The organism is Paenarthrobacter sp. AT5, from assembly GCF_032764245.1.
GTDB classification, from domain to species: Bacteria; Actinomycetota; Actinomycetes; order Actinomycetales; family Micrococcaceae; genus Arthrobacter; species Arthrobacter ureafaciens.
The window spans coordinates 353,419-375,414 of the sequence record NZ_CP136441.1 but is presented as its reverse complement, the minus strand read 5'-3'; the positions used below and the strand labels follow the sequence as shown (position 1 = coordinate 375,414).

The 21,996-nt window shown below is 59.8% G+C and carries 16 protein-coding genes and 2 pseudogenes; 9 read left to right on the top strand and 9 right to left on the bottom strand.

The window, feature by feature from the left end; translation table 11 throughout:
- Positions 1-28: 28 nt before the first annotated feature.
- A complete protein-coding gene (locus RI444_RS01815; protein ID WP_179015284.1) occupies positions 29-1,054 on the bottom strand; it encodes a D-2-hydroxyacid dehydrogenase in 1,026 nt (341 codons plus the stop codon).
- A gap of 620 nt (positions 1,055-1,674) precedes the next feature.
- Here RI444_RS01815 and RI444_RS01810 point away from each other — a divergent pair.
- The 7 genes from RI444_RS01810 (at position 1,675) to RI444_RS01780 (ending at position 11,577) form a co-directional block, all read left to right on the top strand.
- Positions 1,675-2,616 carry an ABC transporter permease gene (locus tag RI444_RS01810; protein WP_207605205.1) on the top strand — a complete coding sequence of 314 codons (942 nt, stop codon included), beginning with the start codon at positions 1,675-1,677 and terminating at the stop codon, positions 2,614-2,616.
- Positions 2,613-4,394, top strand: coding sequence for a dipeptide/oligopeptide/nickel ABC transporter permease/ATP-binding protein (locus tag RI444_RS01805; protein WP_242703163.1), 1,782 nt, complete (start codon positions 2,613-2,615; stop codon positions 4,392-4,394). The genes RI444_RS01810 and RI444_RS01805 overlap by 4 nt, the downstream gene beginning before the upstream one ends.
- Positions 4,391-5,251, top strand: coding sequence for an ATP-binding cassette domain-containing protein (locus tag RI444_RS01800; protein WP_179015281.1), 861 nt, complete (start codon positions 4,391-4,393; stop codon positions 5,249-5,251). Before RI444_RS01805 ends, RI444_RS01800 begins: the two co-directional genes overlap by 4 nt.
- A gap of 25 nt (positions 5,252-5,276) precedes the next feature.
- A complete protein-coding gene (locus tag RI444_RS01795; RefSeq protein ID WP_207605206.1) occupies positions 5,277-7,370 on the top strand; it encodes an alpha-amylase family protein in 2,094 nt (697 codons plus the stop codon).
- An 86-nt stretch (positions 7,371-7,456) separates the two neighbouring features.
- A complete protein-coding gene (locus RI444_RS01790; RefSeq protein ID WP_242703164.1) occupies positions 7,457-8,932 on the top strand; it encodes an FAD-binding oxidoreductase in 1,476 nt (491 codons plus the stop codon).
- Positions 8,929-11,142 carry a malate synthase G gene (locus RI444_RS01785; protein ID WP_207605207.1) on the top strand — a complete coding sequence of 738 codons (2,214 nt, stop codon included), beginning with the start codon at positions 8,929-8,931 and terminating at the stop codon, positions 11,140-11,142. Before RI444_RS01790 ends, RI444_RS01785 begins: the two co-directional genes overlap by 4 nt.
- A 9-nt stretch (positions 11,143-11,151) precedes the next feature.
- A complete protein-coding gene (locus tag RI444_RS01780) occupies positions 11,152-11,577 on the top strand; it encodes a GlcG/HbpS family heme-binding protein (protein WP_207605208.1) in 426 nt (141 codons plus the stop codon).
- Positions 11,578-11,946: 369 nt separating this feature from the next.
- Here the strand turns inward: RI444_RS01780 and RI444_RS01775 are convergent, their stop codons facing one another.
- Both RI444_RS01775 and RI444_RS23035 read right to left on the bottom strand, forming a co-directional pair.
- On the bottom strand, positions 11,947-12,735 hold the full coding sequence (locus RI444_RS01775) for a LacI family DNA-binding transcriptional regulator (RefSeq protein WP_242703165.1): 789 nt from the start codon (positions 12,733-12,735) through the stop codon (positions 11,947-11,949).
- Positions 12,736-12,849: 114 nt separating this feature from the next.
- Positions 12,850-12,972: pseudogene (locus RI444_RS23035) on the bottom strand (LacI family transcriptional regulator); the annotation flags it as partial.
- 282 nt (positions 12,973-13,254) lie between these two features.
- On the opposite strand from RI444_RS23035, the gene RI444_RS01770 reads away from it, so the two are divergent.
- On the top strand, positions 13,255-14,289 hold the full coding sequence (locus RI444_RS01770) for a LacI family DNA-binding transcriptional regulator (RefSeq protein ID WP_207605210.1): 1,035 nt from the start codon (positions 13,255-13,257) through the stop codon (positions 14,287-14,289).
- A gap of 171 nt (positions 14,290-14,460) precedes the next feature.
- Positions 14,461-14,604, top strand: a pseudogene (locus tag RI444_RS01765) (helix-turn-helix domain-containing protein); the annotation flags it as partial.
- Between the two features lie 337 nt (positions 14,605-14,941).
- Here RI444_RS01765 and aceB read toward each other — a convergent pair.
- From aceB to RI444_RS01735, 6 genes are all read right to left on the bottom strand, one after another.
- A complete protein-coding gene (aceB, locus tag RI444_RS01760) occupies positions 14,942-16,588 on the bottom strand; it encodes a malate synthase A (protein WP_207605212.1) in 1,647 nt (548 codons plus the stop codon).
- A gap of 147 nt (positions 16,589-16,735) precedes the next feature.
- A complete protein-coding gene (gene aceA, locus RI444_RS01755; RefSeq protein ID WP_207605213.1) occupies positions 16,736-18,052 on the bottom strand; it encodes an isocitrate lyase in 1,317 nt (438 codons plus the stop codon).
- Between the two features lie 271 nt (positions 18,053-18,323).
- Positions 18,324-18,581, bottom strand: a complete 258-nt coding sequence (locus RI444_RS01750) for a hypothetical protein (RefSeq protein ID WP_207605214.1) — start codon at positions 18,579-18,581, stop codon at positions 18,324-18,326.
- A gap of 289 nt (positions 18,582-18,870) precedes the next feature.
- Positions 18,871-20,427: a sodium:solute symporter gene (locus tag RI444_RS01745; RefSeq protein ID WP_207605215.1), complete on the bottom strand. Its 1,557-nt coding sequence runs from the start codon at positions 20,425-20,427 to the stop codon at positions 18,871-18,873.
- A complete protein-coding gene (locus RI444_RS01740; protein ID WP_207605216.1) occupies positions 20,427-20,672 on the bottom strand; it encodes a hypothetical protein in 246 nt (81 codons plus the stop codon). The genes RI444_RS01745 and RI444_RS01740 overlap by 1 nt, the downstream gene beginning before the upstream one ends.
- 660 nt (positions 20,673-21,332) lie before the next feature.
- Positions 21,333-21,914 (bottom strand): adenylate kinase, encoded by a 582-nt coding sequence (locus tag RI444_RS01735; RefSeq protein WP_207605825.1) that lies wholly within the window; start codon positions 21,912-21,914, stop codon positions 21,333-21,335.
- Between the last annotated feature and the right edge of the window lie 82 nt (positions 21,915-21,996).

The window sequence follows — 21,996 nt, the reverse complement described above, 5'->3', positions numbered from 1 at the left end:
TCCTTTGACTCGTGGTGCCGGAGGGTGGTCAGAGATGCGAAGAAGGTTGCAGGGGGGTGAAGATATCGCGCGGGGTCAGGGCGTTGAGCATCTGTTCCCCACGGCGGTAGCGCCCGATGTTATCCACAATGGTGTTGATGGACCGTTGGGTGCGGTCCGGAAGTTTCGGTGTCACATGAGGGGTGATCACCACGTTCTCCAACCCCCAGAGAGGCGAGTCCGCAGGCAGGGGTTCAGGGTCTGTTACATCCAGCCCTGCTCCCGCAATCTGACTAGTCTTTAACGCCTCAATCAGCGCGTCCTGGTCTACGACTCCCCCGCGTGCCATGTTGATCAGATAGGCAGTGTCTTTCATGGTGGCAAATTCCGCTGCCCCGAACAGATGGCGTGTCTCGTCCGACAGCGGTGTGGCCAACATAATGACGTCCGACTCCTCAATCAGTGACTGCAGGGGGTCACCATTGTCTTTGGAAAGCATCACGTCCACGTCCGGAGAGAAACCCGCCGCGCTCCGACGGTAGGCCACCACCCGCATGCCGAAGGCTTTGCCAAGACGCGCCATCTCCTGGCCAGTGTTGCCGAAGCCCACGATTCCCAAAGTCTTGCCCCAGAGGGCAAGCCTGTTCTCGTACCCGGGGATCCTGGTCCACGTGCGAGCGGCCTGCAGTTCAAAAAGCCGCCTCGCATCGAAGGTCAGAGCAAGGGCCAAGTAAAACGCATGCTGGGCCAACGCAGGGGCTGATCGACCCGCGGATCCTGTGACTATCAAGCCCTTTTCGAATACCTCGCTCCTGGCTGATTTCGTCAGCCCGGCATGATCGCAGTGCACCCACTTAAGGTTTGGGGCTGCGATATAACGCTCATCAAGGTCCATTGGAAGAATGGCAACATCCGCATGTTCGAGGGCGGCCTCAATGGCAGCAGACTCCCTAGGGTGGACGTGCACGAATTCGGCCGGCGAGAACGCACGCCGAAGCTGTTCGATTTCATCGGGCTGGTAGAGCACCGTTGCCAATACGCTACGGATTTCACGCGATTGAGACGCATCATCCATGTGTTCAAACTCCTTTGTTCACGGCCGATGCACCCCGTTTCGTGGATGCCCGCCTGACGCCCAGTATCACAATCCGCACCTCCCGTGTCAACCGGTTGCCTAAAGCTCATGCAGTAGGCATCTCGCTTCCATCCTTCGGCCATGGACGCGCTGTCCGAGCTTGGATTATGGGCAACAAAAGTCCTGATTTCTAGGGCTGTATACGAACCATCGGGCATCCGAGAGGATGCCGACAGAATCTTGCGGCAAGCGGTTGTCAAGCGGGCCGATTGCATGCTTTACTCAAGTGACGCGGGTTACAGCGGTCTTGCCGGTGGAGCCGCGGACGCCAGCACCTGATGGCGGAACTGTCCAACGCCGACAACGAGGTCGTGATGTGTGAAATTGATCTTTCAGCTCACAGACTCAAGTCCGGAGAATTCCGGGCGGACCGGCTGCAGCTGCCCGAACGGCGTCTGCAGCCCATGCACCGGTTGCGAGGTGGCCATCCAGGTGCCAGCTCATTTTCCCGGCTGCCACGGCTTGTTCTTGCGGTTCCGGTCCACGGGCTGCTTCGAATGACTGAGTTGTCATCGATTGCAGACCACTACGGTTCCCGTTCTATCTGATTAAGGTCCCCGATGATTCCCTACATCCTACGAAGGCTGGCTACAGGCGTGGTCCTGGCAGTCCTCGTAACCCTCATAACGTTTTGGTTATTGAGCTTCTCCTTCACTGGGGTGGCTTCCAACATTCTTGGTCCTGCTTCCTCGCCTGAGGCAGTGGAGGCCCTCAAGGACCAGCTGGGTTTGGACCGGCCGGTCCTGGTCCAGTACTTTGACTGGCTTTGGTCCGCGCTCAGGGGAGACTTCGGTGTCTCGTACTTCACCAGCGAATCAGTAGGGAAGGCAGTCACAATCAGGCTTGGCGTCACACTTTCCATAGTCCTGGTGGCGTTGGCACTGAGCGTCGTGGTCAGCGTGTTCCTCGGCGTTCTGGCCGCATCGAAAGCCGGTGCGGTGGACCGCATTGCCCAAGGCACTTCCCTGATTGGCAATCTATTTCCGAACCTGCTCATCGCGATCGCTCTGGTGGTGGTGTTCGCCTTGAACCTCCGGTGGCTGCCGGCCACCGGTTTTACCCCGTTCGCTGAAGACCCCCGTCGCTGGGCTGCTTCCATTGCCATCCCAGTCATCGTTTTGGTGATTAATGGTGTGGCCAATATGTCTGCACAGATCCGCGGCACGATGATCGGTGAACTGCAGAAGGACTACGTGCGCACCCTGCGGACACGCGGCATTTCCCCGCGCTCCATTGTCTACCGTCACGCGTTGCGAAACGCCGCAGCGCCGGCCCTGGTGGTGCTGTCCTTGGAATTCATCGCCATGTTCGGCGGTGCCCTCATCATCGAAAACGTCTTCGCACTGCCCGGTTTTGGCTCCTTTGCCTTCAATTCCTCCTTGCAGGGTGACATCCCGGTCATCATGGGCGTCACCGTATTCAGCGTCCTGCTTGTTGTATCCATCAACCTTCTGACAGACGTCATCAACGGTTGGCTTAACCCGAAAGCGAGGCTCTTTTGAGCACCGAAGTCGCGCTCCTGGAGACGGACAAGACGGAAACCGCCGTCCGACGTTCTGCATTACAGCGCCTGCTAAAGGACCCGCAGGCCGTCATCACCATAGCCTTCCTGCTTCTGGTTCTCACAGTAGGTCTGCTTGCACCGTTGATCGCCCAGCACGGACCAAACGAGTCCTCCCTTAACGCAGTCAACGCGGAGATGGGAACTCCGGGTTATCTTCTCGGCGGAGACCAGAGCGGACGCGATATCTTTGCCCGGTTGCTTTACTCGATTCAGACCGCTGCAGTGTCAGCAGCCATTGGAACCGGAGTCGCCTGCGCAGTCGGTTTGACTTTTGGCCTGGTGGGCGGCTATTTCGGCGGTCGCGTCCGCACAGTGATTGAGTGGATCTTCAACCTGATCATGACGTTCCCGGGACTGTTGCTCCTCATCGTCCTGATGCCCCTGACCAAGGGGGACTTCCGCATCACGATGCTGATCTTTGGTGTGCTGCTGGCACCGTCCATTTACCGCATCGTCCGCAACGTCACTGCCGGTGTCAGAAACGAACTGTACGTCGATGCGGCGAAAGTCTCGGGCCTTTCTACCCTGAGGATTCTCGGTCGGCATGTCATGCCGGTTGTGCGAGGCCCGGTCATTATCTCCGGCGCTTTTCTCATGGGCGCAGCCATCAACCTGCAGTCCGGCCTGGCCTTCCTCGGCGTTGGCTCCACGGAAGTTCCCAGCTTCGGGGCGATGATCGCCACGGGATTCCTCAACCTGTACGTTCATCCCCTCCAGTTCCTGTGGCCGGCTCTGTTGCTCGGCGCTTCCACCGCTTCGCTGGTACTGCTGGGAAACGCCCTCCGTGACGCACTCGAAGGCGCCCGCCCCAAGCCGGCAAAGTTGGGAAGCACCAAGGTACGTCGTCCAAAGGCACCGGTGAAACCCGGCGACGCCACGTCCCTGCTGAACGTAACCGACCTGACAATGGAATACCCCAACCCCGCCAGCGAACCCAAGCAGGTGCTCAAGGGCGTCTCCCTGGAATTGAGGGCCGGGGAAACGTTGGGGCTGGTTGGCGAATCCGGGTCAGGAAAAACCCAGACAGCCTTCTCGGTCCTGGGCGTGCTCCCGCCGGAGGCGGTCATCACCAGTGGTTCGGTGCTTCTTGACGGCCGTGAACTCCTTGATCTTCGCGAAAAGGAACTCCGTCAGATCCGGGGTAAGGACATCGCATACATTCCTCAGGAACCTATGTCCAACCTCGATCCCTCGTTCACCATCGGCTACCAGCTCGTCGAGGGCATCAGGACCTCCGCCGGGATGTCCAAGGCCGCAGCTAAAGAGCGCGCCCTGGAACTGATGGAAAGGGTGGGAATTCCCAACACCCGCCGAACGTTCGACCTCTACCCCCACCAGATCTCCGGTGGCATGGCTCAACGAGTCCTGATCGCCGGGGCCGTGGCCAGCCGTCCACGCGTCCTGATAGCGGATGAGCCAACCACGGCACTGGATGTCACTATCCAGGCAGAAATCCTGGACCTCCTTCGCGACCTGCAACAGGAAATGGGAATGGCCATTCTTCTGGTCACCCACAACTTCGGAGTCGTCGCCGACCTTTGTGACCGCATCGCAGTCATGCGCCATGGCGTGGTCGTTGAGGAAGGGGACGTCATGCAGGTCTTCCATCAACCACAGCACCCCTACACGCAGAAACTTCTGAACTCCATCCTTGATGAAACTCAGCTGCGGGAAGATCCGGAAACCCTGGTGGTTACCGGTAAGGAGCAACAATGACCACTGATGCACTTCTTCAGATCGAGGATCTCCGGGTCGCTTTCCCCGGTCACGGCCTCCGCAGAAAAATGCATGAGGTCCTCCACGGGGTGTCACTGTCCGTCGCCTCGGGGGAGGTCCTGGGACTGGTCGGAGAATCAGGGTCCGGCAAGACAACCATCGGCAGGGCCGTCCTAGGGCTCGTCAAGCCCACCGGGGGGACCATCAAATTCTGCAGTGAAGACATCACCCACGTCACGCCCGGACATAGGCGGAAGCTGGCCAAAGACATTCAGGTTGTCTTCCAGGACCCATATTCATCCCTGAACCCCGCCCTCACGATCGGGGACATCCTCACGGAGCCGCTCATGGTGCAAGGAGCAACCCGCACTGACGCCCGTCAAAGGGTCCGCGGTCTCCTTGATCAGGTGGAACTACCGGCCGATGCCTCCGAACGACTGCCGCGGGAGTTCAGCGGCGGGCAGAGGCAGCGCATCGCCATTGCCCGCGCCCTGGCCCCCGAACCCAAGCTCATCATCTGCGACGAGCCGGTCTCAGCGCTGGATCTGTCCACCCAGGCGACCGTTCTGCGGCTCTTGCTTGAGATTCAGCAGCGTACGGGCGTGGCAAGCCTGTTTATCTCCCATGACCTTGCCGTCGTCCGATACGTCAGCCACCGCGTTGCAGTCATCTATAAGGGGGACATCGTCGAAACAGGGCCGGCCGGGATCGTCACTTCCTCCCCCGAGCACCCCTACACGCAGTCCTTGTTGCTCGCAGCTCCCGTGGCGGACCCGGTTCAGCAGAAGACCCGACGGATCGAACGGTTGCGCCTGGCCGCTGAGCGCAAGGCCGTCGGGCCCGCCCACGCCCTTTAGCCGACGACGTCTCAGACAGGAAATCATGGAACAAACATTGACAGCTTACGAACGCGACCTTCCCCCCGACAGCCGGTGGCGCAAGCCCTTCAACGTTCTCCAAACCAATCTCCAAGAGATTGATGCGTCCATGGACGTGGAGGCCGCAGCTCAGGCCGCCGTCGACTTCGGCGCCGACACCTGGCTCCTGAACGCCGGCGGAATCATGTCCTTCTATCCCACCGATCTGCCTTTCCAGACCCGCAACCCCTTGTTGAGGTTGCGTGCCTCAGGGGACCTGTTCGGGGATGCACTCGTCGCGGCCAAAGCCAGAGGCCTGAAAGTCATCGCACGGTTCGACATGTCGAAGATAACCGCCCGCTTAGCGCGGGAGCACCCCGAATGGCTTTTCCAATCGGCCGAAGGCAAACCCCAGATCTACAACACGCTCTACAGCGTGTGCCCTTCCGGTGATTACTACCAGTCCCGCACCTTCGAAGTCCTCGACGAAGTCCTGGACCGTTACGACGTCGACGCCGTCTTTTTCAACTGGTTCAATTTCAACGTCCGCGACTATGACGAAGTCGTCCACGGGCCATGCCACTGTGAGGCGTGCCGAAAAGGTTTCGCGCTGTTCAGCGGCGGAGCTGAACTCCCGGTAGACATGACTTCGCCATCGTTCGGGCTCTGGCGCCAATACACCGAGACAACGCTTAAGGCACTGACCGCCCGGATCGCCGACCATGTTGCCGCCCGGGAAAGGGACATTGGTGTGCTCCTGCGTGAAGGCGCCCCCATGGTCTACATCGAGGGCAGCAATGCCTTCAAGTCCATGCCCGGCAAGGAGCTGTGGCCACACGCTACCGCCGAGGCCGTCAGCGCGCACATTGCTTCGCGGCCCGGTGCCTCCCTGATGGTCAACTGTGTCGGTTTCATTGATTCCGCCTATCGGATGGGAGCTGAGCAGCCCGAGCACTTCGCTCAGTACGTGGTGCAAACAATGGCGCGCGGCGGGAACCCCTCGGCTTACTATTTCGGTGCCCCGGGTCGGTTGCCCACTGAATGGACCATCTCCCAAGCACGGGATGCCATGGCTTTCCGGCAACGCAACGCGGCAGTCTATGAAGGACTCCGGCCCGCGGCCGAAATCGCCCTTGTCCGGCCGGGTTTCTCTTCCGCCAACGGCCGGAACTACTGGGACCTGACAGAAGAATTCAGGGGCCTGTACCTGTCGTTGCTTGAGGCGGGCCTGCCCTTCGACGTGTTGCCCGTTAATGCGCTACCCGGTGTGGAAGCCGACCAGACACTCTCACGCTACAAGCTCATCGTCCTCCCGGAGATGAGCAACCTCGGCCCTGCCGCCGCAGCCATTGACGGGTTCGTGGACCGTGGGGGCAACCTCATCTGCACAGGTTCGGCCGGTGTTGGCCGGGACGGGGACATCGAGCTGGACAGCGCCCTTGCGCTCCAGGCCCTAAGCCCGGCGGCTGAAGGACACGACCTGCGCTCAACGTACATCAGCGACAAGCCCCAACCGGCCATGGCCGAATACGGATACGGCCCCGGAATCCTGCCGGTCTACGGCCGTTATCAGCGTTACGTCTGGAAGCCTGGGGCGCAGGCATCAGGGTTTATCCTGCCTCAGGCACCCTTTGGCCCGCCGGAACTGGCTTATGGCCATCAGGGCAGCAGCGACCCCGCTTATGTGTGCGGAAGCTATGGGGCAGGCCAGGTACTGCATATCCCGTGGACCATCGGCCGCACTTACCGCGAATTTGGCAAAACCGACGTACGCGACCACTTCGTGGAACGCGTGAAGCTGATGGTCCGTCCAGAATTGACCGCCCAAGTGCACGAAAGCATCGAGGTCATTGCGGGGGCCAATACCCAAGGCAGGGTCGTCCACCTCATTAACCACTCGGGCGTCCGACGGCGCTCTTACGGCCCCCACCTGCCCTACTCCGGGGGGACACTCCGCCTAGGAGGTGCCGCGGCCACACCATCGGCTGTCAGGGCCCTCGTTGCAGGAACAGCACTGGAGACCAGGACGGATGGGCCCGACCTGGTGGTCGATCTACCCACGATCGAACTTTTCGAAGTAGTCCAGTTCAGCAATGCCCAACACCCACCGGCCCTTTAGGCATCGGCGCAGCGCGTTGAACTTTCGCCGACCAACCCAAGCTGCCAGATCCTGGCTTCCCGACCACACCAAAGGAGCATGAGCACGTGTCCAACGCTGCTGACCTGAACGCCGTACTACCCAGCCCACCCCCGTCGGCTTCTTCCCTCCCAGGCTCCGGTGACCCGGCCCTGGATGAACTCCTCTCGCTTTTGCCCTCCGAGGCAGTCATCACCGATCCCCACGCCATGGAAGCTTATCGGCAGGACCGCGCCTTTGACCCCGACGCCGGGGTCCCCCGGGCCGTCGTTCTGCCACGGAGTACCGAACACGTAAAACTGGCTGTTCAATGGGCTGCCCGGCACAACGTGCCAATGGTGCCACGAGGGGCAGGAACCGGTCTTTCCGGAGGTGCTACGGCGGTAGGAGGCGGCATCGTCATCAGTACGGAACGGATGCGGAGCATCCGAATCGACTCGGTCACACGAACCGCTGTTGTTCAGCCCGGCCTGCTCAATGCTGAGGTCAAAGCCGCGGCCGCGGAGGCTGGATTGTGGTATCCGCCGGATCCTGCCTCGTACGAGATTTGCACTATTGGGGGCAACGCGGCAACCAACGCCGGAGGTTTGTGCTGTGTGAAGTACGGTGTGACATCGGACTACATTCTTGGCATGGAAGTGGTGACGGCCGACGGCCGGGCCGTGCGCCTTGGGGGACCCCGCCTCAAAGACGTTGCGGGCCTGTCCATGCTCAAACTCTTCGTCGGTAGCGAAGGAACACTCGGAATCATCACGGAGATCACCCTCCGACTGCTGCCTCCCGCTCCCCCTGCACGCACAGTGGTGGGCTGGTTCGCAGGTAGCCAGGAAGCATCTGCAGCGATTTTGGACATCGCTTCCAGCATCCGACCCTCAATGCTCGAATATATGGACTCCACGTCCATCAACGCCGTCGAGGACATGCTCGGCATGGGTCTGCACCGGCATGCCGGTGCGCTTGTAGTTGCCCGGTCCGATGATCAAAGCCCCAGCGGATCCGAGGTGGCGACCATGCTCGAGGCCTTCCACCGCCACGGCGCGTTCGAGGCCTTTGAAGTCGCAGACCAAGAGGAAGGAGAACGTTTCGCTCATGCCCGGAGGATCGCCATTCCGGCCGTTGAGCGTACGGGAAATCTGCTCCTCGAAGACGTGGGCGTAGCAATACCCAGGCTTGCCGACCTTATCCGCGGGGTGGAGGAAATCGCCACGAATCGTGGTGTGACCATAGCATTCATCGCGCACGCTGGAGACGGCAACACCCACCCGCTCATTGCATTCGATCCCGACGATGCGGACATGAAAGAACGCGCCTACCGCGCCTACGGTGAAGTCATGGACCTGGCCATTGAATTGGGCGGAACCATCACCGGTGAACACGGTGTAGGGCGACTCAAGCGCCCATGGCTGGTGGACCAGATCGGTGAAGACCTGCTTGAGATTTCCCACAAAGTGAAGAAAGCACTCGACCCGGCAGGGATCCTCAACCCTGGAACAATCTTCACCGCACCGGGCCAAGGCGCCCATGTACAGAATGGACAAGCATGACCCAACACCATCGCATCTTTGCCGGGGGCCTCTCGGTTCACCCCGAGCTCTTTCGTTTTGTCCAGGACGAGGCCCTTCCCGGGACAGGTATCGATCCCGGGCTGTTCTGGCAGGGCTTCGGGAGGATCATCGATGATCTCGGGCCGCGCAACCGCGAGTTGCTTGCCAAACGTCAGGAGCTGCAGGAAAAGATCAACCAGTGGCATGCCGAGAACCCCGCACCTATTGACACCTCCGCGTACCGTTTGTTCCTTGAAAACATTGGGTACATCGTTCCCGAACCCGATGACGTCCATGTAGTGACCTGCGGTGTTGACCGGGAAGTGGCTTCCGTGGCCGGGCCGCAACTGGTGGTGCCTGTTTCGAATGCCCGATACGCACTCAACGCTGCGAACGCCCGTTGGGGTTCGCTCTACGACGCACTGTACGGAACTGACGCGCTGGAGCCGGATTCCGGTTCCCGAAGGTTCGATCCGGCCCGCGCCCAGATGGTGGTCAGCTACGTACGTGGCCTGCCTGATGACTTCTTCCCCCTCACGGACGGCAGGCACACCGCCGCCGTGGGATACCTGATCCAGAACGGGGCGTTGATGGTCGAACTGGCCGATGGTACCCGTACTGGGTTGGCCCGGCCCGACCTCTTCGTCGGCTATACCGGCAGTGTAAGTTCTCCGGCAAGCTTCCTGTTGGAGCACCACGGGCTCCATTTTGAACTGGTGATTGACTCATCAACTCCGGTGGGACGAACGGACCCGGCCGGTATTACCGACGTCCTGATCGAGTCGGCCCTCACCACGATCATGGACTTTGAGGATTCGGTGGCCGCGGTGGACGCGGAGGACAAAGTTGGCTGCTACCGCAACTGGCTTGGCCTAAGCCGAGGCGACCTGGCTTACAGCTTCGAGAAGGCAGGGCAAGCGGTTGTACGCCGGCTTGCTGCCGACAGGACGTACACATCGGCTACAGGTGCGGAGGAGATCGTGCTGCCCGGACGGGCTCTGTTGTTCGTCCGCAACGTCGGCCACCTCATGACCACTGACGCAATCCTGGACGCGGACGGCAATGACATCGGCGAGGGCATCATGGACGCCGTACTCACGGCCCTTACAGCCCTGCCCGCACGCGACCCCAAAAACCGGAAGCGCAACGGCACCGAAGGATCCATTTACGTCGTCAAGCCCAAGATGCACGGCCCCGCGGAAGTTGCCTTCACCGTTGAGCTGTTCGGGCGGGTCGAGGAACTGCTCGGCTTGCCCACGAATACACTCAAGCTTGGCTTGATGGACGAGGAACGCCGGACCAGCGTCAATCTTCAGGCGTGCATCGCCGAAGCCGTCGAACGGCTGGTCTTTATCAACACCGGCTTCCTGGACCGTTCCGGCGACGAAATCCACACATCACTGCATGCAGGAGCGTTCGTTCGCAAGGCCGACTTGCGCGACCAAGCGTGGATCAAGGCCTACGAGGACCAGAACGTCGACATCGGCATTGCCGCCGGGATGCCTGGCCGCGGGCAGATCGGCAAAGGCATGTGGGCGATGCCTGAACTCATGGGGCCGATGCTTGAACAAAAGATCGCCCATCCCATGTCCGGTGCAACCACGGCCTGGGTCCCATCACCCACGGCAGCGACCCTTCATGCCCTTCACTACCACCACATTGACGTTCCGTCCCGACAGCGGGCCATTGCCGAAACCGGACGCAGGAGCACCCTGGACGATCTATTAACAGTGCCGATCGTTTCCGCTGAATCGTGGACCCAGGCCGAACGCGAAGCGGAACTGGACAACAACATGCAGTCCCTGCTCGGGTACGTCGTTCGCTGGATCGATCAGGGTGTGGGATGTTCCAAGGTTCCTGACATGAATGGCACCGCCTTGATGGAAGACCGTGCCACGCTCCGGATCTCAAGCCAGCACATCGCAAACTGGCTTCATCATGGCGTCGTCAGCGCCTCTGACGTGCGCCAAAGCATGAGGCGCATGGCCGCCGTCGTTGACACGCAGAACGCCAACGACCCGCTGTACCGGGCCATGCTTCCCAACGTCGAGGGCAGCATCGCATTCCAATGTGCAGCCGACCTTATCTTCAAGGGGAGCGAACAACCAAACGGCTACACCGAACCTTTGCTTCACGCCTACCGGCGCTCAGCCAAAGCCGCGTACAAACAATCCACCCCCCGTCCCGTCACCCGCGCGCTGAGTAGTTGAGGAGAACCCGTGCAACACTATGTCGAAACACAAACGATCAGCTACGAGGCCGCGGCGGCCGCGGTCGCTCTTGCCTTGGAAGAAGGCAAACGGCGTAACGTCGCGGTATCTGCAACTGTCGTCGACCCTACAATGGGCCTCGTCGCTTTCGGCCGGGCAGACGGATCCATGCCTCATAGCGTGGAAACAAGCCGCCGCAAGGCCAACACCTCAGCATCTTCAAAAAAACCGAGTGGATGGATGCAGGGCGACTTCGCCGTCGCATTACCCATGGGTACCAACAACCTGCTCACCAACATCCGTGGTGGATTCCCTCTCCAGTTCAACGGACACTTCATCGGTGGCCTCGGAATCGCGGGCGGAACGCCGGACCAGGACGCCGAGATCGGCCTGGCTGTCCTGGCATCACTGAACAACCTGGCGCCCGCGCGCTAAAGACGGAACCCCCGTCAGCGAGCGTCGTCTTGACCAACAAACACCAAAAACAGTCCGAGTGCGGGGAGATGCTCACCGGCAACTCCCCGCAGCGGTTCAAGAGAGTAGCCTAAAGCGGCCGTTCTGCGCTCCGCTGCGGGAACGGCACTCCAACGTGCCCTGTTCAGGCAGTGTCACTAGGCGCAACAACCGCCGGTTCAGCCTCGTTTGCTCTTGACCGCGTTCTTGTGCTTGATGCCGGTCACGTTCGAGGGAGCGCATGCCACTTTTTCACGCCCAAGACAGGGAAGGCACTGCACTGACGTCAATAAAACATGGCCTCGTCCGAGGGCATGCCCTAGCCATTCCACGGTGCTAGCTGCAGCCGAGTCAGGACAACGCGCGGGGGCCTGTGGACCTGCGACGAACAAATTCCGTGGCTAATGCATCGTCCGTTTCCTGGGTGAGGGAACCCTTAGGCTCCGCCAACTGGCGGACCGCTTCCGCACCAACAAGCGACAGCGGTGTCCTAATGGTCGTCAGAGGAGGAGATGTGAATCGGGAACCAAAAATGTCATCGAATCCTATAATGCTTATGTCGCCCGGAACTGCCCGGTTCTGCTCCGCGCACGCAAGAAGGAGACCGATGGCCATCAGATCGTTATAGGCCACCACAGCGGAGGCTCCGCTAGCCATGACCTCAGCCACGGCGCTGCGACCACCCTCCATCGTTGGCTCAGCTGAACTCGTGGAAACAACAGAAAGGCCTGCCCTGTCACACTCCGCGGCAAGGAGCTTGAAGCGTCGACGGCTCATCCATAAAGCAGACGGCCCCGAAAGGTAGACAATGTGCTTGTGACCCAGCTCGGCCAAGTGATCAACGGCGTCTCGAATGCCTGGAAGGAGCTGAGGAACCACAGAAGGAACATCATCCACACGCCGGTTCACCAACACGACATTCTTCACTTCACTGAATCGACGAACCAGATTCTCATCCAAACGGGATGAGGCAAGAATAACCCCGTCAACGGTCGGCAATAATCTTTCGACTGTCGTCTGCTCGATCTCACTGGAACTCAGAGTTTCGGCGACCACCAACGTTTGCCCGAGCTCAGCAGTGGTCCGCTCCGCCCCCCGGACCAGATCAAAAAAGACGGGATTGGTGATATCGGAAAGCACCAACGCAATCGTCCCCGTCCGACCGGTAGTAACAAACCTCGCCATGGGATTGATGCGGTACCCCAATGAAGCAGCTGCAGCCCTGACGGCCTTCTCTGTATCGGGTCCGACCCGACCCGGCTTGTGCAGGGCCCGGGAAACAGTGGAAGGACTGAAACCGGTGACTCGCGCGATGTCATAGATGGTTGCTGCCGGCTTGCCCCCCGGGAGACCGGTAGTGGCACTATTGGACACCATACTCCTCAGATCTTCCGACAACAGGCTTTAGGCACAAGTCCAATGATGACACAACCGAAGTCGACACGAGGAGAGTCCCCTCAATGTACGACAACCGCTCCCAACGCGGCCTCGAACAGCGGCCTGCATTACGCCTCAGTAGTTCCAACCAACCAAACAAACCCCGTGGCAACAGGACAGTAAATACATTGGAACATGTAACCTTTGAGAACACTGCAACCGCTTGGTTCGACGCATAGGCGCGGTCGCAGGTGGTCCATGATCGGATGAAGGTAGGTACAAGTGAGCGACGAGAACTCCGGCGTAAAAGTTCTCCAACCCACCGAACGACGACATCCAGTGACTATCTACGACATTGCTCGGGAAGCTGGCGTAAGCACCTCAACCGTTTCGCGCGCGTTCAGCAAACCCGAACGAGTCAGCGTCGCAACAGTAAAACGCGTTCAAGAGGCGGCAACAGCCTTAGGCTACCGAATCAATCCGTTAGCCAGCGCGCTGCCGACCGGCCGGACCAATACCTTGGGACTCCTGCTTTCGGACATCACCAACCCCGTCTACTTCGAACTGGTCAGAGGCGCCGGACGCATCGCCGCCCATGAAGGCTACACTCTGGTCCTAGCCGAGTCGCAAGCGGAACTCGGCCTGGAATCGCAGGCGACCGAACGGCTCCTAAGCCTGGTGGACGGTTTAGTACTTGTCGAAACACGAATGGACGACGACGAGATACTCGCGGTGGCCGAACGCAAACCAATATTGCTGGTCAACAGGACAGTCCCATCACTCCCCCACGTCATTCCGGACATTGAACCTGGCATCAAAGCCGCCATCGCCCATCTCGCTCAGTATGGCCACCATTCCATTGCTTTCCTTTCAGGGCCATCAAGCTCCTGGCTCAGTGCCCAGAGATGGGAAACAATATTGACTGAGGCACTCGAAACGGGAATGAACGTCGTGGAAATAGGGCCTACCAACCCCACTTTTGAAGGCGGCGCAGAAGGCCTCCGGCGTGTCAGGGCATCAGGCGCAACTGCCGTTCTCACATTCAACGACGTGATGGCCATGGGCCTGCTGACCGCCTGCGAAGAAGCTGGTATGTCGATACCAGACGACCTCAGCATCATTGGATTTGACAACATTTTCGCCACTGAGTTCACCTCACCGTCGCTGACTACCATTCGGCCACGTTTGGGCGAGGCGGGGGAACAAGCATTCAGACAGCTCGTTCGATCGCTCAAGGGCACGAAGGATGAGACTTCTTCGAACCTGGCTACGGATCTCATCATCCGGAAATCAACAGGCCGTCCTCACAGGGAATGAAAGTGGTGGCAGTGCTCCCGACTAGACCAATTGCGGCGACTGGATGTACTTGCCTAGGGACGTAGGTTTGGTGAATGTGATGACTCGCTGGAGTCGTTGACTCCTGGGTGAGGACCTCCGGTTGCACAGTGGAGTTGCTTAGATAACCGCTGAGGCGACCAGGAGGTCCCGATGTCTCACGCTTATGCTGCATTGACTCCACGCCAACGTTTACGCGTTGCGCGTTTGATCGTTGACCATGGCTGGCCGGTTACTCGGGCCGCCGAGCAGTTCTATTGCTCCTGGCCGACGGCCAAACGGTGGGCTGAGCGCTACGCTGCCATGGGGACGTGGGCATGGAGGACACCCAGCCTGAGCTGGCGTCGAGTAGATCTCGATGCTTCTGACGCGTAGGAAGATGCCGGCTGGCCACATAAGCAGTCTCAGAGCTTACGCAAAGACCGCTTCTTCACTTTCGTTCTGCGGAACACGAAAAGCCCTACGACCCTCAGCCCCATTGAGGTCAATGGGTCGATCGATGCGGCAGCCGTTTTCTTGAGCCAGTGCTGGCCACGCCGTGCAATTATGGTCCGTTTGCTGGGCTGCCTCCCCGGCCTTCGGGGTCACTTGTTGCGAAGAGTGCAGGCAGCCCAGCCAACGGAATCTTTGGGTCTCAGCTTGAGATCTTAGCTACGTATGGTTCGTCGGACTCCTGTAGGTAGCGGGCGTAGGCGGGGATGGTCAGGAAGGTCGGGAATTCCTCGGTGAGGGTGACCTCTTCGAAGATGCTGCGGGCGTCTGCGAAGCGGTCTCCGTCGAAGCGTTCCAAGCGGGCGAATTCCTCGTCCAGCATGTCCTGGACCCACTCGCGGGTAATGTTGTCGCCGTGCTCGGTGATCGCGTGGGAGTGGATCCACTGCCAGAGCTGGGACCGGGAGATCTCTGCGGTGGCGGCGTCTTCCATGAGGTTGTGGATAGCCACTGCACCGTTGCCCCTCAGCCAGGACTCGATGTAGCGGATGCCTACTTCGATGTTCTGGCGGATGCCGGCCTCGGTGATGGAGCCTTCGGTGGTGGAGATGTCGATCAGGGCGCGGTCGTCCGGTGTGACGTCCTCGCGGCTTCGGTCCAGCTGGTTCGGCTTCTCCGCAAGTACTGCGTCGAAGACTTCGCGGCACACGGGAACCAGGTCGGGGTGGGCCACCCAGGAACCGTCGAAGCCGTCGTTGGCTTCGCGTGTCTTGTCCGCGCGGACCTTCTCGAAGGACGCTGTGTTGGCTGCCTCGTCCTTGCGGTTGGGTACTGCTGCTGCCATGCCCCCGATTGCCATGGCTCCGCGGCGGTGGCAGGCCCGGACCAGTTGTTCGGTGTAGGCGCGCATGAAGGGTTGGGTCATGGTGACCTGGCCGCGGTCCGGGAGCACGAAGCGCGGGCCGCGGGTGCGGAAGTTCTTGATCAGGGAGAAGATGTAGTCCCAACGTCCGGCGTTCAAACCGCTCGCGTGATCCCGCAGTTCGTACAGGATTTCTTCCATCTCGAACGCGGCGGTGATGGTTTCGATCAGTACGGTGGCGCGGATGGTGCCTTGCGGGATGCCGAGCAGGTCCTGGGCCAGGATGAAGATGTCGTTCCAGAGCCGTGCTTCGAGGTGGTTCTCGATCTTGGGCAGGTAGAAGTACGGGCCCTTGCCCTGGGCCAGGAGGCGGCGGGCGTTGTGGAAGAAGTACAGCCCGAAGTCCACGATGCCGCCGGCGATCGGCTTGCCGTCGATCAGCATGTGCTTCTCCGGCAGGTGCCAGCCACGGGGCCGGACCACGATGGTGGGCATGTCCTCGGCGGCCTTGAGCTTGTATTCCTTGCCTTCGGGGGTTGTGAAGTCGATGCGGCGTTCCAGCGCATCGGTCAGGTTGAGTTGGCCCTGGATGACGTTGCGCCACGTCGGAGTGGAGGAGTCTTCCATGTCCGCCAGCCACACCTTCGCGCCGGAATTCAGCGCGTTGATGGTCATCTTCTTATCCACAGGACCCGTGATCTCCACGCGACGGTCCTCCAGGCCCGGGGCCGGGGGAGCCACCCGCCACGACGGGTCATTCCGGATGCCCTCGGTCTGCGGCAGGAAGCGCGGATCCTGGCCGGAGGAGATTGCGTTGCGGCGTGCGTGCCGTGCCTGCATGAGTTCGTGCCGGCGCTCGGCGGTGGCCCGGTGCAGCTTGCCGACAAACTCAAGCGCGTCCGGAGTCAGGACCTCGCCCTGCCGGCAAATGGGCTGCGCAGTCAAAGTGATGCCGTTGATGGTGAAGTTGTCGGTGAAGCTGTTCATTGGAGTTGTCCCTTCAGGAACCAACTGACTGGCGGTAGTGGTTGTTCTGAACGTTCAGAACAACCACTACTGCCATCTAGTTGGGAAAGTGGGCCCACGGCCGCCGGGTTCCCTCGCGAGCTTGCGAGCGGAGGGGGCGGCTGGGGATTAGTGGAATTGGCCTTCTTCGGTCGATCCGACCAAGGCGAGGGTGGAAGCGTTCGGGTTGAGCGCTGTGGCGATGTCGTCGAAGTAGCCGGTGCCGACTTCGCGCTGGTGCTTGGTAGCGGTGTAGCCGCGGGACTCGGAGGCGAATTCCTTCTCCTGGAGCTCGACGTAGGCGCTCATGCCTTCACGGGCGTAGCCGTGGGCGAGGTCGAACATCGAGTAGTTCAGGGCGTGGAAGCCGGCCAGGGTGATGAACTGGAACGTGAAGCCCATGGCACCGAGTTCGCGCTGGAACTTCGCGATCGTGTCGTCATCCAGGTGCTTGCGCCAGTTGAAGGACGGGGAGCAGTTGTAGGAAAGCATCTGGTCCGGGTACTCGGCCTTGACGGCTTCGGCGAACTTACGGGCCAGCTCCAGGTCCGGCGTGCCCGTCTCCATCCAGATCAGGTCCGAGTACGGGGCGTAGGCCTTGGCACGGGCGATGCAGGGCTCGATGCCATTGCGGACCTTGTAGAAGCCCTCGGGGGTCCTTTCGCCCGTGATGAATTCGCGGTCGCGCTCATCGACATCGGAGGTGATCAGGGTTGCGGCCTCGGCGTCGGTGCGGGCAATTACGACGGTCGGGGTACCGGCGACGTCGGCTGCCAGGCGGGCTGCGTTCAGGGTCCGGATGTGCTGCTGGGTGGGGATCAGGACCTTGCCGCCCAGGTGTCCGCACTTCTTCTCGGAAGCGAGCTGGTCTTCCCAGTGAACGCCCGAGGCGCCTGCGGTGATCATGGACTTCATGAGCTCATAGGCGTTCAGCGGGCCGCCGAAGCCGGCTTCGGCGTCGGCCACGATCGGGACCAGCCAGTCCTCCACGCTCTTGATGCCCTCGGCGTATTCGATCTGGTCTGCGCGCAGCAGGGCGTTGTTGATCCGGCGGACTACCTGCGGCACCGAGTTCGCCGGGTACAACGACTGGTCCGGGTAGGTGTGGCCCGAAAGGTTGGCATCGGCGGCCACCTGCCAACCGGACAGGTAGATGGCCCGGAGTCCGGCCTTGACCTGCTGCACGGCCTGGTTGCCGGTCAGCGCACCGAGCGCGTTGGTGTAACCACCGCTGGGTGCTTCCTCGGTGAGCTGCTTCCAAAGCTTCTCGGAACCGCGGCGGGCCAGGGTGTGCTCTTCGGAGACGCGACCACGGAGGCGGACGACGTCGGAGGCCGAGAAATCACGGGTGACGCCCTCCCAGCGCGGGTTGGCGGACCAATCGCTCTCCAGTGCGGCAGTCTGTTCCTCGGGCATCTGCTGGTTGGGCTCAAATGCTGCAGTCATTGTGTGTTTCCTTGCTAGGTGTCTGGGAATTCTGTCTGGGTGATGATTCCGATCCCGGCTTCGTCCGCACCATTGCAGGTGACCAGCGGTTCGGGGAGGGGTTTGCATTACTTACTTTCTGCACTTCTTTCCGTTGTGGATAAATGCGCTGCCTTCAGCGGCCTTCCAGTGGAGTGGTCGGGTAGGGAGTGCACTCGTCGGGCACAGGCGTTTCTGACAGGACCATTCTGTTGGCACCGCTGGGAGGCCAGTGTTTTTCGCATCCGGCCCTTCATGCCTTCCGCGTGCCACTGGAAATCAAAGGAGTAGTCGTCTCGGTTTTGGTCGAAGGCGCGATAATTAGAACACCTTCTCTAGCGTCGAAGGCCCGGCGATAGCCTGTGGCGGTAATGACCCAGACAACGGACGAGTCAGGGGTCTTGGTATCGATTGTTGCCCTGTAGGCCGCTCTGCCAGGTTCGATGACACGGACGATGTCCTTTGCTTCCAGTTCAGTCCAGTCCTGAGCGGGGTAATAGGTCTGGGACATTACGTTGCTTCTCCTTGCTTGGATGGGCTGAAGGGCCCCAGTTCCTTCGACCGGGTTTCAGATTGCGATACTCCGTGCGTATCCATGAAGTGGGGACATGCGTAGGGCCTGTAGCTCAGGAGCCTTAGCAGGTCTTTACCGCTGCCAAGGCCACGCCAGGTGGCCGTTCTTAGACGAATTTCGCGTGGCAGAGGCCCCTGGAAGAACCAGTGGGCCTCCGCCTCATGTGGAGATGGTGCTGGCACCCCAAGGGCTGGTGCAGGCCCGCCAAACCAGCACTGGGAGAATGCTAGGAGCTGGACGACGGCGCGGTCTCGGGTGCGACCGGTGTGTTGGATGATTCAACGTCGACGTCAACCAAAGTACGTGCCTTGGCGCGATCGAAAAGATCGCTGACCCGTGTCCGCTCAAGCGTGGTTGACGGGAAGGTGTAGCTGCATGCGACGTAGACGACAAGGTTGACAGCAACCCCCACTAAACCGGAGCTAATACCTGCCAGCCAGGGAATCGTACCTGCTTCTGCAAAATATGGAATGGACATGCCGACCGCGATAACCGTTCCTGAAACCATTCCTGCGATTGCGGCGATTCTGTTGCCGCGCTTCCAGAAGAGCCCTGCAAAGATCGGCACCGAGAGCTGAATGATCACCTGATAGGAGATCTGGGCAAGATTCACCAGGTTTGGCCAGTTGTAGGTGTTGTAGGCAACGACCAAAGCCAGCCCCACGAAGACTCCCATGGCGACCTTTGCAACGATGATTTCTTGTTTATCGCGTAGGGGTCGGATCACTCCAACTATGTCGTTAGCGACCTGTGTTCCCAAGGACTGGACGACTCCATCGACGAACCCCATTGTCGCCGCGAATACGATCAACAAGGCAGCTGCCAGGAGCCATGTTCCACCGGCTGACTGCGTCAACACAAACCACGCTTCCTCTGGATTCGCGGCAACGCCGAGCATCGGAATAGCGGCCATTGCAACAAGAATCAGCAAGCCATAGAAAATGAGGCTGATGATCATCGTTTGGATGACACCCTTTTTAACCTCTCCTACACTTCCACCCGTATAGATCCTGGTGAAGATCATCGGCCAGCAGAGGCTGCCGATGATGCCCGCGGCGACCAAGCTGAAGTAGTACCAGCCTCCTACGGGAGAGTCGAACCCTGGGAGTGTCAGGTTTGCAGCGGGGAGTTCCTGGATGTTCTTGAAGCCTCCAAAAAGGAACAGGAGGAGGCCAATGCAGAGCACCGACGATCCAACGTATGCCACGATTCCCTGCACCATGTCGGAGATGATGAGGCCTCGCATGCCCATCTGCACAGTCCAAATTTGACGCACAGCGATGACGCCTACACCAACGAGCAGAGAAGTAGTCACGTCCAGTTGGCCCAGGGATGCCCATTGCACAAGGGCGCCCATTGCTTGGAGCCCCAATACCAGCCAGGGAAAGAGTGCGAGGGCGCTGATACAACTGGAGAGAGTTTTTACTCCTTGGCTGCCGTATCGGAGGGCAAGAAGGTCGGATTGGGTACGCAGGTCGAAGCGTTTGCCCCATTTCCAAACAGGCCTGGCGATGAAGTACATGGCGATGACGCCCAGGACAGTGTAGACCAAGGCGTACAGCCCGATGACGCCGGCGGCGATGCCGAGACCAAAGAATGCGGTGAACGTCGCCCCGGGCCACCACGAGTTGGTGTAAGCCATTGCAACAAACCAACTGCTGAAAGAACGTTCACCAACCGCGTAGTTGGAGAAGGTGGACAGGGAGCTCTTTTTGTTCGCGACGTGCAACACCCCAATGATGACGGCGAAGAATGCCCCCAGAACAGTGAATGTGATTTCCATCAGTCCAATTCCTTTCGGACGCTTTCATAGATATAAAGGGCGCTACAGGTTAGGACTGCGAAAATGCAGACGCCGAACATGTACCAGACGGAAAGTGGCAGGCCGGCGACCACGTCGTGAACGGCGCTGAGCGAAATGTAAATAGGTGGTGCGAGAGCAATGACATAAGCCACTACGATCAAGCCACCAAACACCACTACTTTGGGTGTGGCATTCGGACTAACTGTTGTTTTCTCGGCGCTCATTTGGCACCCTTTCCAGGCGAGTGAATAGCAGGGAATGTGAATCGATGCTATGTCGTAGATCACATCTAGAAAATCCGTCAACTGACGTAGTGCCGGGTTCCGCCGTCCACGACGGGGCGGAGGCTGGCGCGGCGCTGAAGGGAAGTTGGGTGTGGTGCGTTAGGAACCTGTGGTTGAGGAGCTCTCGCTGAACCCCAGGCGTCGAAGTGAGCGGCTCGTTAACTGCCGAAGGGCCGCCGGCAGGGCACCCGCATCGCGGATATGGGCGTTAACAAGGGAAGGCTGCGGAAATTCATGGGGAGGCAGATGTCCGAAGGAGCGCAACCTGATCGCTCAGCGTTTCCGTATCTATGCGCGAGCCACAGGACGGAGGCGTTTCCCTGTCACACACGGGTTGGACTCGCTGTCCGAAAATACCGTGCCTAACTCCTGATGGCCTCCGACCCACCGAGATGACAGACCAGGGCTAAGCCAAGGAGGGGCGCTGAAACTGTCGGGCTCCACTTTGAGAACCCAAGATCCCGATTCTCAGTAACCACATAAGTGGTTCATTTAGAGCCAGTCACCGGGCACCCGAGCCACCTTCGTCAACATTGTGGATCATCGCCAGATACCCCGTCCCACCTCAGGAGAATTTCACCGAGGATCCTAGAGAACCCGTCACCGCCTAACAAGGGCGATTGATGGCTTCTGCAGTTGGGTGAGGATCCTCTCTGTGACCTCATCCACTTCTCCAACTCCGTTTATTGAAAGCAGGAGGCCGCGCTCAGCGTACATGGCCACGACCGGTTGGGTCTGCTCGTGGTAGAGATCCAGGCGGTGGCGGATAACCACTTCGGTATCGTCGCTGCGTCCGGTAACTTTCGCACGGTCGAGCAGACGTTTTACGAGCTCTCCATCGTCTGCCGTCAGCAGTAGCACGGCGTTGAGATGCTCATTCCCGTTTGCAAGCATGCTGTCCAGCTCTCCCACTTGTTGGGGCGTACGTGGATAGCCATCGAGCAGAAACCCGTTCTTGACATCTGGATATCCGAGCCGCTCGCGCACCATCTGGTTTGTCACGGCGTCGGGAACGAGGTCCCCGTTGTCGATATATTGCTTGGACTTAATTCCCAGTGATGTAAGTTTGGCCATATTTTGCCGAAAAATATCACCCGTAGAAATTGCGGGTACTCCAAGCCACTCCGCGATTCGGGCAGCTTGGGTGCCCTTGCCGGAGCCGGGAGGTCCCATAAGGATCATTTTGATCATGGCAAAGCCTTTCATTTAGAGCATTGTGACGAGACCGTGGAATTCGAACCTGGCCGAAATTAGTCATGAAGCT